At 48.8% G+C, this 17,184-nt stretch carries 9 protein-coding genes; 6 read left to right on the top strand and 3 right to left on the bottom strand.

The window, feature by feature from the left end:
• Positions 1-4: 4 nt before the first annotated feature.
• The 4 genes from AC2T0J_RS01150 to AC2T0J_RS01135 all read left to right on the top strand — a co-directional run bounded on the left by AC2T0J_RS01150 (position 5) and on the right by AC2T0J_RS01135 (position 7,047).
• Positions 5-2,101 (top strand): 3-hydroxyacyl-CoA dehydrogenase NAD-binding domain-containing protein, encoded by a 2,097-nt coding sequence (locus AC2T0J_RS01150; protein ID WP_489808375.1) that lies wholly within the window; start codon positions 5-7, stop codon positions 2,099-2,101.
• A gap of 15 nt (positions 2,102-2,116) precedes the next feature.
• The gene (locus AC2T0J_RS01145; RefSeq protein ID WP_489808374.1) at positions 2,117-3,301 is read left to right on the top strand and encodes an acetyl-CoA C-acyltransferase; all 1,185 of its coding nucleotides are present in this window, start codon (positions 2,117-2,119) and stop codon (positions 3,299-3,301) included.
• A 45-nt stretch (positions 3,302-3,346) separates the two neighbouring features.
• Positions 3,347-4,531, top strand: a complete 1,185-nt coding sequence (locus AC2T0J_RS01140) for an MFS transporter (RefSeq protein ID WP_489808373.1) — start codon at positions 3,347-3,349, stop codon at positions 4,529-4,531.
• A 149-nt stretch (positions 4,532-4,680) separates the two neighbouring features.
• On the top strand, positions 4,681-7,047 hold the full coding sequence (locus AC2T0J_RS01135; RefSeq protein ID WP_489808372.1) for a TonB-dependent receptor: 2,367 nt from the start codon (positions 4,681-4,683) through the stop codon (positions 7,045-7,047).
• A gap of 70 nt (positions 7,048-7,117) precedes the next feature.
• Here the strand turns inward: AC2T0J_RS01135 and AC2T0J_RS01130 are convergent, their stop codons facing one another.
• Complete coding sequence (locus AC2T0J_RS01130; RefSeq protein WP_489808371.1) at positions 7,118-8,533, bottom strand: FAD-dependent oxidoreductase; 1,416 nt, start codon at positions 8,531-8,533, stop codon at positions 7,118-7,120.
• Between the two features lie 15 nt (positions 8,534-8,548).
• Positions 8,549-13,015, bottom strand: coding sequence for a glutamate synthase large subunit (gltB, locus tag AC2T0J_RS01125; RefSeq protein ID WP_489808370.1), 4,467 nt, complete (start codon positions 13,013-13,015; stop codon positions 8,549-8,551).
• Positions 13,016-13,756: 741 nt separating this feature from the next.
• On the opposite strand from gltB, the gene arcB reads away from it, so the two are divergent.
• Together arcB and AC2T0J_RS01115 are read left to right on the top strand one after the other, a co-directional pair.
• The gene (gene arcB / locus AC2T0J_RS01120; RefSeq protein WP_489808369.1) at positions 13,757-16,117 is read left to right on the top strand and encodes an aerobic respiration two-component sensor histidine kinase ArcB; all 2,361 of its coding nucleotides are present in this window, start codon (positions 13,757-13,759) and stop codon (positions 16,115-16,117) included.
• A gap of 81 nt (positions 16,118-16,198) precedes the next feature.
• Positions 16,199-16,672: a hypothetical protein gene (locus AC2T0J_RS01115; protein ID WP_489808368.1), complete on the top strand. Its 474-nt coding sequence runs from the start codon at positions 16,199-16,201 to the stop codon at positions 16,670-16,672.
• Here the strand turns inward: AC2T0J_RS01115 and AC2T0J_RS01110 are convergent.
• Positions 16,669-17,088, bottom strand: a complete 420-nt coding sequence (locus AC2T0J_RS01110) for a hypothetical protein (RefSeq protein ID WP_489808367.1) — start codon at positions 17,086-17,088, stop codon at positions 16,669-16,671. The genes AC2T0J_RS01115 and AC2T0J_RS01110 overlap by 4 nt on opposite strands.
• Positions 17,089-17,184 lie beyond the last annotated feature (96 nt).

The raw sequence follows: 17,184 nt of genomic DNA, 5'->3' as shown, positions 1-17,184 counted from the left end.
TATCATGACTTCAGCCGTAACGATGAATATCGACGACCATGTCGCGATAGTTGAAGTGAATAACCCGCCGGTGAATGCACTATCAGCCAGGGTTCGCAGTGGTTTACAGGAAACGCTTCAAGCCGCAGAGCGTAATCAGGACGTCAAAGCCATTGTGATTTGTTGTCAGGGGCAAACCTTTATTGCCGGCGCGGATATTACCGAGTTCGGTAAGCCTATGCAGCCGCCAGCGCTGCCCGATTTATTGACTGAGATGGATTCGCTAACCAAGCCTGTTGTCGCGGCGCTGCATGGCACTGCGCTTGGTGGTGGTCTGGAGGTTGCGCTTACCTGCCACTATCGTATCGCACTTGAATCTGCCCGGGTCGGGCTTCCTGAGGTGTTGCTTGGATTATTGCCAGGAGCCGGAGGAACCCAACGTTTACCGCGTATTGCCGGTGCCGAGCTGGCGCTCGATATGATTACCAGCGGCAGACAAGTGCCAGCGCGCGAGGCCGCTGAGCATGGGCTTATCGATAGGGTTGTCCAGGACAACCTAAAAGAGGCAGCGGTTGCTTATGCCAAAGAGTTGGTGGTTGAAAATACTGCTGTCAGACGTATCAGCGATATGCAGGTAGCCGCTACAGAGCCAGGTCTGTTCGAGCAGTATCGCAGTAAGCTGGCAAAAATAAAACGAGGTTTTATTGCACCACAGTACTGTGTGGAGGTGGTACAGGCTGCGGTGGAGCTCGATTTCAATGATGGCGTTAAGAAAGAGCGTGAACTGTTTTTGGCGCTGATGAACGGCTCCCAATCCAAAGCCCAGCGTCATTTATTCTTTGCTGAACGTCAGGCTGCGCTGGTGAAAGGTTTGGATAAGTCGACACCTGTCAGAGAAATAAAGCAGGTAGCAATTATTGGTGCCGGAACCATGGGAAGTGGTATTGCTATTAATTTTACCAATAAAGGTATGCCGGTGATTCTGCTTGAAATGAGTTTTGAAGCACTCGAGCGCGGAATAGGGCACATTCATCACTATTACGATGCTCAGGTGAAAAAAGGCCGCATGACGGCTGAGAAGGCCGAAGCGGCTAAATCATTGGTGAGCGGAACCGACAGCTACCAGCAGTTGGCTGAGGTTGATCTGGTGATTGAAGCAGTATTTGAAAGCATGTCGGTCAAACGTGATGTGTTTACCCAACTTGATAAGTATTGTAAACCCGGCGCTATTCTGGCGAGCAATACCTCTACTTTAAATGTCGACACTATCGCATCATTTACTTCCCGGCCGGAAGATGTAATAGGCCTGCATTTCTTCAGTCCTGCCAACATTATGCGCTTGCTAGAAGTAGTACGCGGCAAATTAACTGCCGATGATGTGCTGGCGACAGCAATGAAACTGGCCAAGAGCATTAAGAAGGTCGGCGTGGTGTCGGGTGTATGTGACGGCTTTATCGGCAACCGGATGCTGAAAGGTTACGGCCGGGAAGCTGGGGCGTTACTCCTGCAAGGCTTAAGCCCTGCTCGTATTGATAAGGCGCTGTATGAATTTGGTATGGCGATGGGGCCTCTGGCGATGGGCGATTTAGCCGGCCTTGACATTGGTTATCGCGTGCGGAAGGAGCGCCGCGAACGCGGCGAGTATGTGCCAGCAACCGATGGCGCTATTGCAGACCGGCTGGTGGAAGCCGGCAGAACCGGGCAAAAAGCGGGTAAAGGTTATTACCGTTACGAAGACGGTTCTCGAATGCCGATACCAGACCCTGAGGTCGACAACATTATTAAAGACGCCATGCAGGCACTGAATCGCCAGCGCGAAGATGTGAGTGACGAAGAAATTGTTAAGCGCTTAATTTATCCCCTGATCAATGAAGCTGCGCTAATCCTCGCTGAAGGTATTGCGCAACGTCCATCTGATATTGATGTGGTTTACATCTATGGTTATGGCTTCCCGGTATACCGGGGCGGGCCTATGTTTTATGCCGATACGGTCGGTCTTGCCAATATTGTTGCTGATATGGAAGCCTTCCAGGCCCGGTATGGTGATGATTGGGTCGTTGCTCCATTACTCAAAGAACTCGCTGAGCAAGGCCGTAGCTTTGCCGATCTTACTCAATCATAATGAAGGAGAAATACCGTGACTGAAGCAGTTATTGTCAGTACTGCCCGTACGCCAATTGGTAAGGCTTACCGGGGCGCGCTAAATAATACCCATGGTGCTGAACTGGCCGGCCATGCAATCAGGCATGCAGTTGAGAGAGCTGGCATAGAGGCCGGCGAAGTGGAAGATGTCTTAATGGGATGTGGCTTGCCAGAGGGGGCGACAGGGGGGAATATCGCCCGTCAAGCTGCCTTGATGGCTGGTTTACCCGTCACTTCTGCCGGTGTCACCATTAACCGGTTTTGTTCTTCCGGTTTGCAGGCCATTAGTATGGCCGCGCAGCGCATTATCGTTGATGGTGCACCAATAGCGGTCGCCGGCGGACTTGATTCTATATCGTTGGTGCAAAATGACAAAATGAATAAATTCCGCGCTCATAGCGAGGCATTAAAAGCCAAACATTCCGGGATTTATCTGTCGATGATCGAAACCGCTGAAATTGTGGCGAAACGCTATGGTATCAAACGGGAGCAAATGGATGAATATGCCTTGCAAAGTCAGCAGCGGACTGCTGCAGCACAAACTAATGGTGTGTTTGACAATGAAATAGTCCCCATGGATGTGGTTCAGGCACAAATGGATAAGGCCACGGGTAAATTCGATCTGGTTGATACAACCATAAGTCAGGATCAGTGTAATCGACCCTCTACCACTCTGGACGGACTTGCCGGTCTGAACCCGGTTATCGAAGGTGGTAGCATTACTGCTGGTAACGCAAGTCAGTTATCCGACGGTGCGTCCGCAAGTGTGCTGATGTCAGCACAAGAAGCAGTTCGCCGAAATTTATCCGTACTGGGGATATATCGGGGCATGGTTGTGACGGGTTGTGAACCTGACGAAATGGGGATCGGGCCGGTATTTGCGGTACCTAAATTATTAAAACGTCATGGCCTCACCGTTGACGATATTGGTTTATGGGAGCTCAATGAGGCATTTGCAGTACAGGTACTGTATTGCCGCGATAAGCTCGGTATTGATAACGACCGGCTAAATGTTAACGGTGGCGCAATTTCTATTGGTCACCCCTATGGCATGAGCGGGGCTCGTATGGTTGGTCATGCGTTGCTTGAAGCACAACGTCGCAAGGTGCGTTATGTCGTTACTACCATGTGTATCGGTGGAGGCATGGGAATGGCAGCATTGTTTGAAGTTGCTCAGTAACGCTGTCGACTGTCCGTTGCAACCACCGGGTCAGCGAGAACTGCCATGATCTCGGTGGTGTTGTTTTTAGCCTTGCTGGCCACGGCAATGGGTCAGAGTGTGGTGATGACAATACTACCGTCCTTAGGGCGGCAAACCGGCTTAAGCGAGTTACAGGTTGCCAGTATATTGTCTTTATCGGCATTCACCTTTGCGTTTGGTAGCACCTGGTGGAGTAAACGTGCCCAATCACTCGGGCACAAGACCACACTGCTTATTGGTTTGGCCGGGTATAGTTTGGGCACGCTGGGATTTGCCAGTGTGTTTGCATTAGGTCAGCAACAGGTGCTCCTGGGAAGCTGGCTGTTCGTATCTTTGTTGATTGCGCGTATGGCACAGTCATCGGTCATGTCTGCTACACCCCCTTCAGTGGTAGGTTACACCACGTTGTATGCAAGGCAACGAGATCTGCCTTCGATTCGGTTTATAAGCCGGGTTACCTCAGCAAATAGTCTTGGTCAGATACTCGGCCCTGGTTTTGCCGGCCTGCTGGTTCACCTTGGGCTGGTTGTTCCGCTCTATGCGATCATCATCATGACATTGCTCGCACTGCTATTAGTATGGAGAAGGTTGCCTGAGCAAGCTATCACCTCTTACCGCATCGACAGTAAAATACAAAGTAGCTCGACGCTCGCCTTTTCAGCCAGGCCACTCATCGCCTATGCCATCATTATTTTTATTTGCATGGCAATGCTACAGCAGTCTTTAGGCTTTTTATTGATTGATTATTTTCATTATACGCCAGTTGCTGCCGCCCAGCGCGCGGGAGCGGCAATGATGAACAGTGCACTGGCTGCACTGTTTGTGCAATGGACCGTGGTTCAGCGAGGGCGATTATCGGCCGCGAGGTCATTGTTGATTGCTGCGCTGTTGTTAATTGCAGGGTACGGCTTAATTACAAGCGCTCAGTCATTAACGACGATATATATTGCAATGCTATGTATAGGAGCCGGAACCGGCATTGGCTATCCCACCATAACTGCAACACTTACCAGTGAATGCCCGGCTGAACAACGCGCTCGGATGACCGGATATATTACGGCGGCACCAGCACTAGGCTATATTATTGGCCCACCACTAGGAGCCTACCTGTACACCTGGCATACCCACTTTCCCTTTTATGCCTGCACATTTTTCTGCATTGCCCTGATATTTCTGTACAACGCAAATCCAATAAAAGGCAAAATTTAAGTTCAAATAGCAGTTAATTAATTTTGCATAGTGAAATAATATACCGTTATATTGACATGTGTTTTCGCTGGTGTTAGTTTTGATGTTAAATTTATAACATCGTCTTAACATTAGTGGATGCACACCCTACAGCAAACGAGGAAAAACCGATGTCGTTAACCCGTTATACCCAATGCAGTTCGAAACGCTTAAATGTCACGTTATTATCGCTATGTGTAGCAGCAGTACTGAATCCTGCCCTGGCTCAGGAAGAAGCGCCTGCCACAGGTAATAAGAAGACGGCAGATACCTTGTTTGAAACCATTGAAGTCACAGCGCGTAAGCGAGTTGAGTCGATTCAGGATGTCCCGGTGGCGATTACCGCTTTTGGTGAAGCGCAGCTTGATGCCATGAAATTCAGAAATATGAATGATTTATCCGTGGGCATTGCTAATGTAGTGCTTGATGATGTAGGCACAGCTAGGGGCGTTGCTAATTTTTCCATTCGAGGATTGGGGATCAACAGCTCGATAACGTCAATTGATCCGACTGTTGGGGTTTTTGTCGATGGTGTGTTTATCGGCACTAATGGCGGTGTAGTGGTTGATATGTTTGATATCGCCAGGGTTGAAGTTTTACGAGGTCCGCAGGGAATTTTATTTGGCCGCAATGTCACCGGCGGTGCAATCTTGATCACAACCAAGCAACCGGATGACATTTTCTCAGCTAAGGTCAGAGGTTCTGTGAGTGGGGGCGGTCCCGGCGGCTTGAATAAAACGATCCAGGGAAATGTGAATATTCCGCTTACAGACAACCTGTTTACTAAACTGTCGGTCTATCACAACAAAGACGATGGATGGTTTGAAAATAAATTTGATGGCAGTGATCATGGCGCCGTTGATCAAACACTCATTCGTACTACTACGCTCTGGGAAGCGACAGACGATTTAAGTATTACACTGAAATACGAGAACCTTGACCTCGACGGTGATGGCCCATCGGGACAGAACCACACCAATGGCTTGGGAATAAACCCAAACCTGGCATTCCCTCAGGGGCATCCACTGGCCCCATTCGCTGTGACGTTTGACCGTGATAGCCATGACATCGCTATTAATGAACCAGGCTGGCAACAAATTGAGACTGAACTATTGTCTCTCAATGCTGACTGGCAGATTGGTGGCGGGACGTTAACCTATATCTTTGGCTGGCGAGATTATTCCTCTCCTACCCGCGGCGATATTGATGCACAGCCTTTCACTTTGTTTCACTCAAATTCGTGGACGACCAGTGAACAGTTTAGTCATGAACTCCGTTTCAACAAATCGTTGGGCAAGGCCAACGTAACGGCAGGCCTTTATCATTATACCAATGATATGCTCTACCATGAACGTCGTGAGTTGCCGTTAACCACAGTGTATGCCGACATTAATGCTGACGGTACTCCGGATTTACTCGCGGCTGGTATTTATCAGGATGGGGGCGGGCTTCATGATACCAACAGTTTAGGTGCGTTCTCAGCCGTCGATTATGACCTCAATGAGCAATGGACATTATCTGCGGGCCTGCGCTTTACCCGGGAAGAGAAGGATGTGCAGATTTCGTCAATGAATCTTAATATCGGCAGTATTAATTCAGGCTTTATTATCCCTCAGGGGCCGGTGTGTAATATCTATGAAGCAAATGATTGTAATTTTGATTTTGTTGATAGCAAAGAATGGAGCAACGTGTCACCTAAGTTAGGAGTCCGCTACCGGTTAGATAGTGATACCAATTTGTTTGCCAGTTGGTCCAAGGGCTTTCGTTCAGGCGGTTACAACCTCAGGAACACAGCGGATATCAGTACGCCTGAACTACGCGAAACCAACGGCCCTGGCCCATTTGACGAAGAAACCGTTAACAATTTTGAAGTGGGCTATAAAGGGGATACTGAATGGGGGCGTTTCAATGCCGCGGCATTTGTAATGTCCATTGATGACATGCAGCGCGAAGTCAGCTTACCTGCGCCAGATGGCTCGCTTATTCAGATCATCAAAAATACGGCTGAAGCGACGCTGACTGGTATTGAGGTGGATGGCATGATCCGCATTACTGATAATCTGGTTGCTATGTTTAATGCAGGTTTCATTAATGCTGAATACGACGAGGTCATTTATGACCTGAATGGTGATGGGGTGGTTGATGATAAAGATGAGCAACTGGAAATTCCCCGTGTTCCTGAGCTGACCTATAGCGTTGGTCTAACCCACGACGTCGAATTTAATGACTGGGGGTTATTAACCAGTCGGATTAACTATTCCTACCGTGACAAAACTTACTACACAGACAATAACCTTGGCTATATTGACGATCAGAAAATCCTCAATGCCGGCATGGATTTCCAGACTGAAGATGGGCGTTGGTCAGTAGGGGTGTTTGGCAAAAACCTGTTAAATGATGTCAAACACGGCAACGATACGCAGTTGAGTTTCGGTACGTTTTCACCTCTCGCAAAAGGTCGCGAATATGGTATCGAAGTGACTTACTATTACGATTAATTAGTGGTTAACATTAAAAAATAACGGAGCCACAGGGCTCCGTTATTTTTTTAACTAATACAATTGTGTATCAGGCACCAATGTAGTCGAGGATACCATCAGCGGCCTTCCGGCCTTCATCAATTGCAGTTACAACCAGATCACTGCCGCGAACCATATCGCCACCGGCGAAGATTTTCGGATTGGATGTCTGATAAGCGTACTGGCCTTTTGCCGGCGCACGTACGCGGCCTTTTTCGTCCAGAATAATACCGTAGTCTGCAAACCATGGTGCCGGGCTTGGCTGGAAACCAAAGGCAATAATGACCGCGTCGGCTTCCTGGACAAACTCTGAGCCTTCCACCACAACCGGGCGACGACGCCCTGCTGCATCAGGTTCACCCATTTCGGTGCGTACCAGCTTAACGCCAATGGCCTTACCGGTTTCATCCACTGCGATATCGAGCGGCTGGACGTTAAATTCAAATTCAACGCCTTCTTCCCGGGCATTCACCACTTCACGGCGTGAGCCCGGCATGCTTGCCTCATCACGACGGTAAGCACAGGTTACCTGCTCAGCGCCCTGACGAATAGACGTACGAACACAGTCCATGGTGGTATCACCACCACCGAGTACCACAACCTTCTTGCCTTTCATGTCGATAAAGTCAGCAGCGTCTTTTTCCAGGCCCATGACTCTGTTGGTATTTGATATCAAGAAGGGCAGGGCTTCGTAAACACCGTCGGCACCTTCGTTATCAAATCCGCCTTTCATTGACTTGTAAGTCCCCATGCCGAGGAACACGGCGTCGTACTGGTCAATCAGATCCTGAAACGGCATGTCTTTACCAATTTCAGTATTCATTACAAACTCGACGCCCATCTCGGTAAAGATCTCGCGGCGCAGTTTAATAACGTCCTTTTCAAGTTTGAAAGAGGGAATACCAAACGTTAGCAGACCACCAATTTCCTCGTATTTGTCAAATACGACAGGCTTCACGCCGTTACGCACCAGAATGTCTGCACAGGCGAGGCCGGCAGGACCAGCACCCACGATAGCGACTTTCTTGTCGGTCCAGGTAACGCCGCTCATGTCCGGACGCCAGCCCATTTTAAAGGCCGTGTCGGTAATGTGCTTTTCGATAGAACCAATGGTTACCGCACCAAACTCATCGTTTAAGGTACAGTCACCCTCACACAGACGGTCCTGAGGACAAACCCGGCCGCATACTTCCGGCAAACTGTTAGTTTGGTGAGACAGCTCGGCTGCCTCGATAAATTTACCTTCGTTGGCCAGTGCCAGCCACTGAGGAATGTAGTTATGTACCGGGCATTTCCATTCGCAGTATGGATTACCGCAGTCCAGGCAGCGGTCTGCCTGGCCTTCTGCCTGTGAGTTTGTTAGAGGATGGTAGATCTCAGCAAAGCCGTTTTTACGATCCATTATCGGCTTCTTCGGCGGATCAATCCTTTCTACGTCAATAAATTGATATACATTCTTAGCCATTATCTTCTAACCCCTCTATTGCGCCTGAATGCGCAGTTCCGCGCTGGAACGACTAATATGGCCCAACAGATTTTTCACATCACTGGTTTTTGGCTTAACCAGCTTAAAGCGATTCAGTGTATTGGTGAAATCGTGCAGCAGACTTAGTGAGAACTGGCTGCCGGTTTCTTCGTAGTGCTGGTTGATCAGGCCGCGTAAATGTTCGGCAAGAATGACTTTATCATCGATATCCAGTACTTCAACCAACTCCTGGTTAACACGGTTGTTCAGATCGCCTTGCTCATCATAAAGATAAGCGAAACCACCTGTCATGCCGGCACCAAAGTTAATGCCTACCGGACCCAGTACCGCCACAATACCACCGGTCATGTATTCACAACCGTTGTCGCCAACACCTTCCACTACGGCAATCGCACCGGAGTTACGCACCCCGAAACGTTCACCGGCACGGCCAGCAGCAAACAACTTACCACCGGTTGCACCATACAGGCAGGTGTTACCCATAATGGCACTTTCATGGGCATTGAATTCGCCTTTGCGCGGCGGATAGATAACCAGCTTACCGCCGGTCATGCCTTTACCGACGTAATCGTTGGCGTCGCCTTCGATGTACATGTTCAGGCCACCGGCATTCCAGACACCGAAGCTCTGCCCCGCCGTCCCTTTGAAGGTCACGGTGATTGGCATTTCTTCCATATCGTGGTTGCCGTAATGTTTGGCGATTTCACCAGACAGTAAAGCACCTACTGAGCGATCGGTATTGCGAATTGGGTAACTTAAGTTAATACCACAACCTTTAACGACGGCCTCTTTAGCATCCTTAAGCATCTTCGCGTTAAGGACACCTTTGTCGAGCGGCGCGTTGGTCGTTTCAGAGCAGAACAGACGAGTGTGCTCACCGGCAACCGGCTTGGCCAGTATGGGGGACAGATCCAGTCGGTTTTGCTTAGCGGTATAACCGTCAAGTAACTCCAGTAATTCGGTGCGCCCGATCAGCTCGTCGAACTTACGTACGCCCATGGAAGCCATGATTTCACGAACTTCCTGTGCCACAAACTTAAAGTAGTTCATGACCATTTCTGGCAGGCCAATAAAATGGTCGCTGCGCAGTTTATCGTCCTGGGTGGCAACACCGGTTGCACAGTTATTCAGGTGACAAATCCGCAGGTACTTACAACCTAACGCAACCATTGGGCCGGTACCAAAACCAAAGCTCTCAGCACCTAGAATAGCGGCTTTGATTACGTCCAATCCGGTTTTCAGGCCGCCATCGGTTTGTACCCGTACTTTATGACGCAGACCATTCTCAACCAGAGCCTGCTGTGTTTCAGACAGACCCAGTTCGAACGGACTACCCGCGTATTTCACTGACGTTAACGGGCTGGCACCCGTACCGCCGTCGTAGCCAGAAATGGTAATGAGGTCGGCATAGGCTTTAGCAACGCCGGTTGCGATGGTGCCTACACCTGGCTCAGAAACCAGTTTCACTGAAATAAGCGCGGTTGGGTTCACTTGCTTCAGATCGAAGATTAACTGAGCTAAATCTTCAATAGAGTAAATATCATGGTGCGGTGGTGGTGAAATCAGGGTTACGCCTGGCACCGAGAAACGCAGCTGCGCGATATACTTATTGACTTTGTCGCCAGGTAACTGACCACCTTCACCAGGTTTAGCTCCCTGTGCAACCTTGATTTGGATAACATTGGCATTGACCAGATAATGTGGTGTAACGCCAAAGCGGCCTGAAGCAACCTGTTTGATTTTAGAGTTCTTTTCGGTATTGAAGCGTTTTGGATCTTCACCACCTTCACCGGAGTTTGACTGGCCACCTAAACGGTTCATGGCAATCGCCAGCGCCTCGTGTGCCTCAGGACTCAGAGCACCGATGGACATTGCCGCGGTGTCAAAACGTGGGAACAGGTTTTCCGCTGATTCCACTTCGCTGATATCCACAGCTTCACCCGCTGGCAGGACTTTCATTAAGTCTCGCAGGTGAGACGGTGCCCGGTCGTTAACCAGCGCTGCATACTGCTGATAATCAGCATAGTCACCGCTAACCACCGCTTTTTGCAGGGTTTTGACCACATCCGGGTTGTACGCATGGTATTCGCCATCATGAACATACTTGAGTAAGCCACCATGAGACATTTTTTTACGTTTCAGCCAGGCAACCCGCGACAGATTAATGGCGTCCTGCTGGAAGTCATCGAAAGAGGCACCTTCAATTCTGGAGGTCACGCCTTTGAAGCACATCTGGATTACATCATTACTGATACCAATCGCTTCAAACAGTTTCGAGCTACGGTAACTGGCAACCGTGCTGATGCCCATTTTCGACATGATTTTATACAGGCCCTTATTAATCCCTTTACGGTAATTCAATACCGCTTGCATGGGGGTAATATCCAGCTCGCCCTTTTCACACAGCTGCTCGATAGTTTCATAGGCCAGGAACGGATAAACCGCGGTAGCACCTAAGCCAATCAGCACGGCGAAGTGGTGTGGGTCACGGGCAGAAGCCGTTTCTACTACGATGTTGGCGTCGCAACGTAATTGTTGATCCACTAAGCGGCGGTGTACAGCACCGACGGCCATCGCGGCAGGAATCGACAGTTTGTTCGGCTTGATGTTACGGTCTGAAAGCACCACAAAGGCCGCGCGTTTTTGTTTCACCAGGTACTCTACCTCGTGACACACACGCTCAATGGCTTTCTTCAGACCTTCATCCTGTGAATACTGCAGATCGATAACTTCTGAATAATAATGGTCAGGATTGAATTCGCGTAATTGCTTTAAATCGGTGTACATCAGTATGGGAGATTTAAATAACACGCGATCAGCATAACCACTGGTTTCACTGAATACGTTTTGCTCACGGCCAATACAGGTGGCCAGTGACATCACGTGGTTTTCCCGCAGCGGATCGATTGGCGGGTTGGTTACCTGTGCAAACTGCTGACGGAAATAATCGTACAGGGTACGGTGCCTGGAAGATAAAACCGCCATCGGTGTGTCATCACCCATTGAGCCAACGGCTTCCTGACCGTCTTTACCCAGTACCTTAATGACTTGATGGATTTCTTCATAACTGTAGTTAAACAGCTTGTGATACACCGCCATGGTGTCGTCATTGAATACTCGCTGACCAATCAGCGAGGCATCCATATTTTCAATCGGCGTTAATGAACGGATATTTTTCTCAATCCACTCATGATAGGGGTGACGGTCTTTCAACTCGTCATCAATTTCCGTAGAGCGCCAGATTTTACCGTTATAGGTATCTACTGCGAGCATTTCGCCCGGACCAACACGGCCTTTTTCTACTACGTCTTCAGGTTCGTAATCCCAGATACCAATTTCAGAGGCCAGGGTAATAAAGCCGTTTTTGGTCAGTACATAACGCGCCGGGCGCAGACCGTTCCGGTCGAGGTTACAGGCTACGTGACGACCATTGGTCATTACGATACCGGCCGGGCCATCCCAGGGCTCCATGTGCATGGAGTTAAACTCGTAGAATGCACGTAGTTTAGGATCCATGGTGTCATTGTTCTGATACGCTGGCGGCACTAACAAACGCATGGCGCGGAACAAGTCCATGCCACCGGCGAGGAACAGCTCCAGCATATTATCCAGTGACGATGAGTCAGACCCTTCGGTATTAACAAAAGGTGCTGCGTCTTTCAGGTCCGGGATCAGTGGCGTGGCAAATTTACCGGTACGGGCCATTGCCCAATCGCGGTTACCTTTAATGGTATTAATTTCACCGTTGTGTGCCAGATAGCGGAAAGGCTGTGCCAGCGGCCATTTAGGCAGGGTGTTGGTAGAGAAGCGCTGGTGGAATACACAGATGCTGCTTTTCAGTTCTTCATCGGCCAGATCTTTATAGAAGGCAGGTAAGTCTTTTGGCATTACCAAACCTTTATAAATGGTTACCAGGCCAGACAGGCAGGCAACGTAAAAGTCAGGATCCTGCTCGAGGCGTTTTTCTACCCGGCGACGCACCATAAATAAACGGCGTTCAAGATCGCGTTTACGCCAACCAGCCGGCGCGTTAACAAATACCTGTTCAATTTGTGGCACACCGGTTAACGCCAGTTCACCCAGTACGTCGTGATTAACGGGCACTTCACGCCAGCCTACAACCCCCAGGGTTTCTTTTTGCAGCTCTTCATTCACGACTTCCCGCGCAGCTTGCGCCAGTGTTTCGTCCTGATTAAGGAAAATCATACCCACAGCATATTTTTTGCTGAGCTTCCAGCCATGCTGCTCTGCTATCATGCGGAAGAAGGCATCGGGCTTTTGTAATAGCAGACCGCAACCGTCACCGGTTTTGCCGTCTGCGGCAATGCCGCCACGGTGTTGCATGCGGTCAAGCCCTTCAATAGCGGTAGTCACCAGCTTATGGCTGGCCTCACCTTCTATGTGGGCAATCAAACCAAATCCACAGTTATCCCGTGAATCGTTGGGATTATATAAACTCATTCTCTTAACTCCTTAAACCTTAGACTGGGCAAGGTATGCGCTGCATTTTTGGCCAGAAGTGGCTTTGCAACGGCGTAACAACGCGTAATAAACTGAAAAATATAGAAAAATCAGTCTGCGCCGGTTTGTCGTTAATTATTATTAGTGGATACCAGTCATGTACCGCATTTTTATGCACTATTGCCAAGCGGGCCGTACAAAATACCGATATTGATTCCTAAAATCAATCGGAATGTGTGAGTCGGGTTTTGTGAAATCGTATACAATCTTTTTTTTGTATATTTATCAGCTTGTTGACTCTATTTTTAGGCGCAAAAAAAATCGAAAAAAAATACTCAGTTGAAGCTAAAAAAACATTATCCGGCTTTTATGTCTACAACTTAAGTTGCATAAAAAGTCGTAATATTTGGGTATTTACCCAGTTTCAGCAAGCGGCGCTGAATGTTTATTTTAAACTAATCCGGCTGCTTCATAGACAGCAGTGAACAAGGCCACCGCATCAGTCTCACCAGGAGATGTCCGCTGTGCGGTTGGATTGAACCTATTATAAAGGCAGGCTAGGATTCCATTAAACCAATAATTACTGCAAAAGCCCAGTGCTGCGTAGACAATTATTGCAAGGGAATAAAGGTTAACGGTTAATACAGGGCCATTGTATCCACTTTTAGCTGCGCAGTAATCTATGCGAATGTCGCTAAGACCTGCTAGGATAGCGGCACTAAACAACGAAGTATTTCAGCTATGTATCAAGAAACTCCGAATGATTCCTGGGCGATACGTTTTGCGCAGTTTGTAGAGCGCTTTGGCACTATCAAGCTAAGTGTATTGTTTGTCGTATTAACGCTGGCGTTTACGGTGGGCGGTTCTTATGTCATCCGCGTGAGCCTGGGGAGTGACGTGCAGCCAGATGACTTTATCAGCGCCGTTATACTTACCATGCTGTCGGCGCCCTGGGTGTTGTATTTTTTCAGTGAACTGGTAAAGCAACTGGAACATTCGCGAACGAATTTAAAAGAAGTGGTCAGCCAGTTGGAACACCTGCGTGAAGAAGATGTGTTTCTGAACCGTGAGTTGCAAAACAATATTCGTCAGCTAAACCATGAAATAGAACAGCGTAAACACGCTCAGGAAGAACGGGAAACGGTGTTTAAAGAGCTGGAAAAAGAAATTCAGGATAAGTCGGAGAAAGAAGCCCAGGCCCGGCGCTTATCCACCCTGTTACGCTCCATCATTGATGCCTCCCCCGACCTGATTTACTACCGCAACGAAGAAGGCCGTTTTGCCGGGTGTAACCGGGTTGCGGAGCAATTGACTGGCATGTCCGAGAGAGAATTGCTTGGTCTTACTCCGCACGATGTTTATGAAGAGGAACTGGCTCGTCAGGTCGTTGCCAGTGATCATGAAGTACTTGAAACCAATGCCAGCATTACTGATGAGCTATGGTTACGTTTTGCCGATGGCCGTCGGCGTTTCTTTGAAATGCGTCGGGTGCCCTTTTTTGATCACGAAGGTAACCGACTGGGATTACTTGCCTTTGGCCGTGATATGACCGAGCGCAAACAGGCCGAAAGTGCTGCGGCCAAAGCCAGTACCGACAAAACGCGATTTATTGCCACCATCAGCCACGAACTGCGCACGCCGCTCAATGGGATTGTTGGTTTAAGCCGGATGTTGCGCGATACCGAGCTTAACGAAGAGCAGTGGAGCTGGGTGAGTACCATTTATGCCAGTGCGATTACCCTTGGCAACATATTTAACGACATTATCGATTTGGATAAGCTCGACCGCGACAAGCTGGAACTATCGTTGAAAACCGTCTCCCTGCGCGACTTCACCGAAGAGTTGAGTTCGATTATTCGTTTACTGGCGAAAGACAAATCGCTGGAGCTGATCACCAATATCGTCGAGCCGTTACCTAAACAGGTGGAAGTAGACGGTACGCGGTTACGTCAGATCCTGTGGAACATTCTGTTCAATGCGGTGAAATTCACCCAGAAAGGACATGTATCGTTAACTGTCTCGGCCACCCGACCCAATAGCGATATTTCGTTAGTCACTTACGTCATTGAAGATACTGGCGTGGGGATCCCTGACACTGAAATCGACAAGATTTTTGCCATGTATTATCAGGTCGATCACCCTGATCATCAATCGGCCACCGGCACTGGTATCGGCCTGGCGATTTGTAAGCAAATGGTTGATCTGATGCATGGTGATATCCGTGTTGAAAGCGAGCAGGGCAAGGGTACCCGCTTTATCGTAGAGCTGCCTTTGCAGGTATCTAACCGTCCCATGCAGGTGGCACAATTACAGGTTACCGGACTGAACATTCTGCTGGTCGAAGACATTGAGCTTAACGTAATGGTGGCCAAAGCATTGCTGGAGAAGTTAGGCCAGCATGTTGATGTGGCAATGACCGGCCAGGAAGCCATAGACAAAGCCCGGGAAACCACCTACGACCTTATTTTACTCGATATCCAATTACCGGATATGACCGGCTTTGACGTGGCCGCCACACTGCATGAAGAAGATCTGGTCATGCAGACGCCGATTGTTGCGCTTACTGCTAATGTGATTAAAAAGCGCGAAGAATATCTGCAAAACGGTATGGATGACGTAATAGCTAAACCGGTTAAGAAGAGCCGGGTGGTAGAAGTGCTCAACATGCTATTTGCTGAGTCTGAAGTGGAACAGCCTGCTCCCGAAGCGCCACCGCGCAAGAAACTCGACAGCAGTAAGCTGCTGACCAATATTCTGGATTTGGACTTGCTGCAAATGCTGGTGGATACCATTGGCGAGGATATGGTACGCGCCAGTGTGAAAGTGTTCCAGGAAAAAATGCCGGAATATATGGAAATCCTGCAGTTAAGCTTAAGTGCCGACGAAAAATCTGAAGTGTGCGCCCAGGCGCATAAAATTAAAGGCGCAGCCAGTTCGGTTGGCCTGGCCAGGGTGCAGCGTATTGCTAACCAAATCCAGCAGGGAGACCATCCTGCCTGGTGGCAAAACGTTCACGACTGGTTGGAAGAACTGCAAATGGCGGTGCCTCACGATATGGAAACACTGCACGATTGGTTAAAAGAACAAACCATCGACGATTAGACCTGACTAAAGGTTGTCAAAGCAATCACAACGTAGAGGCAGGTTGCTTCTTCCCTTTTATGGAATAGAAAAGGAAGCATTATGAAACGGATGTTATTGATGGTTTTGCTGCTAACAGCAGCTTCAGCCAATGGCAAAAGCCTGTTTAAAACCGAAAGTGGCCTTGGCATAGAATATGGCGGCCTGGGTTTTCAGGCTATCGCGCAGATGCCATTTAAGCCTCTGGAATTATATGGCGCATTTGGTATCACGGAGGATATTCGTGAGAATGAGAGAGGCATAGGAGGGGGGATTGGTGCCAATTTTTTTGTGACCAAACATTTATCACTCACCACTTTTGGCGGCATTATCGACGTTGATCGTTATCGCAGTGATGAATGGTTTGGTGGTGATTTAGAATTAACCGAATATGAGTATGAACGTCAATATGGTGGTTCGATTGGCATTAAACTTTATGTAAGCGGGCAGAATAAACCCGGTTGGCTAATTGGGGCGACCTATAGCGCCAGCAGTGATGACAGTTTTGGTTTTGTCAGCCTCGCATATCGCTTTTAAGCTTGCTGTTGCTGCTGACTAATCAGTGAATTCAACCAGGCTTTGGCATCGTCGGCTGAATCAAAAAACGCTACTTCATGGCCCGGCATCTCATAAATCGATTTAAACTGATGCTTTGACAGCAACGGGGAGTTTACGTCTTCAAACACCACTGCAGTGGCTACCCGGCAGAGGGTGACTTCTTTTTTGATTTGTTTGCGTAGTAATGTGAACGCTTCAGGTACGTATACGGCCTCGCCACGAAAAATGGCCAGCACGCCCCAGGGGGAGCTGTACATAGCGCGCAGGTTTTGCATGATCTTATCGTCGGATAAGTGCAGCGATTCTGCATTCCAGGGGCCTTCACCGTTTAACACAATCAGTCTGCCGTCAATGGCGACACTCAGAGAACCGTGTTTACTAAATTTACCTGCCATATCAAATCTCCAGGTATTTCCATCTTCACTACGCTGATGAGTGGTTATTGTGCGCTTTAAATAAGCAGATTGCCAGTGTTGCAAAAGAAAAGAGGT

This window comes from Alteromonas sp. ISO5, assembly GCF_058105165.1.
The sequence above is the reverse complement of the archived record's forward strand: the minus strand, read 5'-3'. Positions and strand labels throughout refer to the sequence as shown.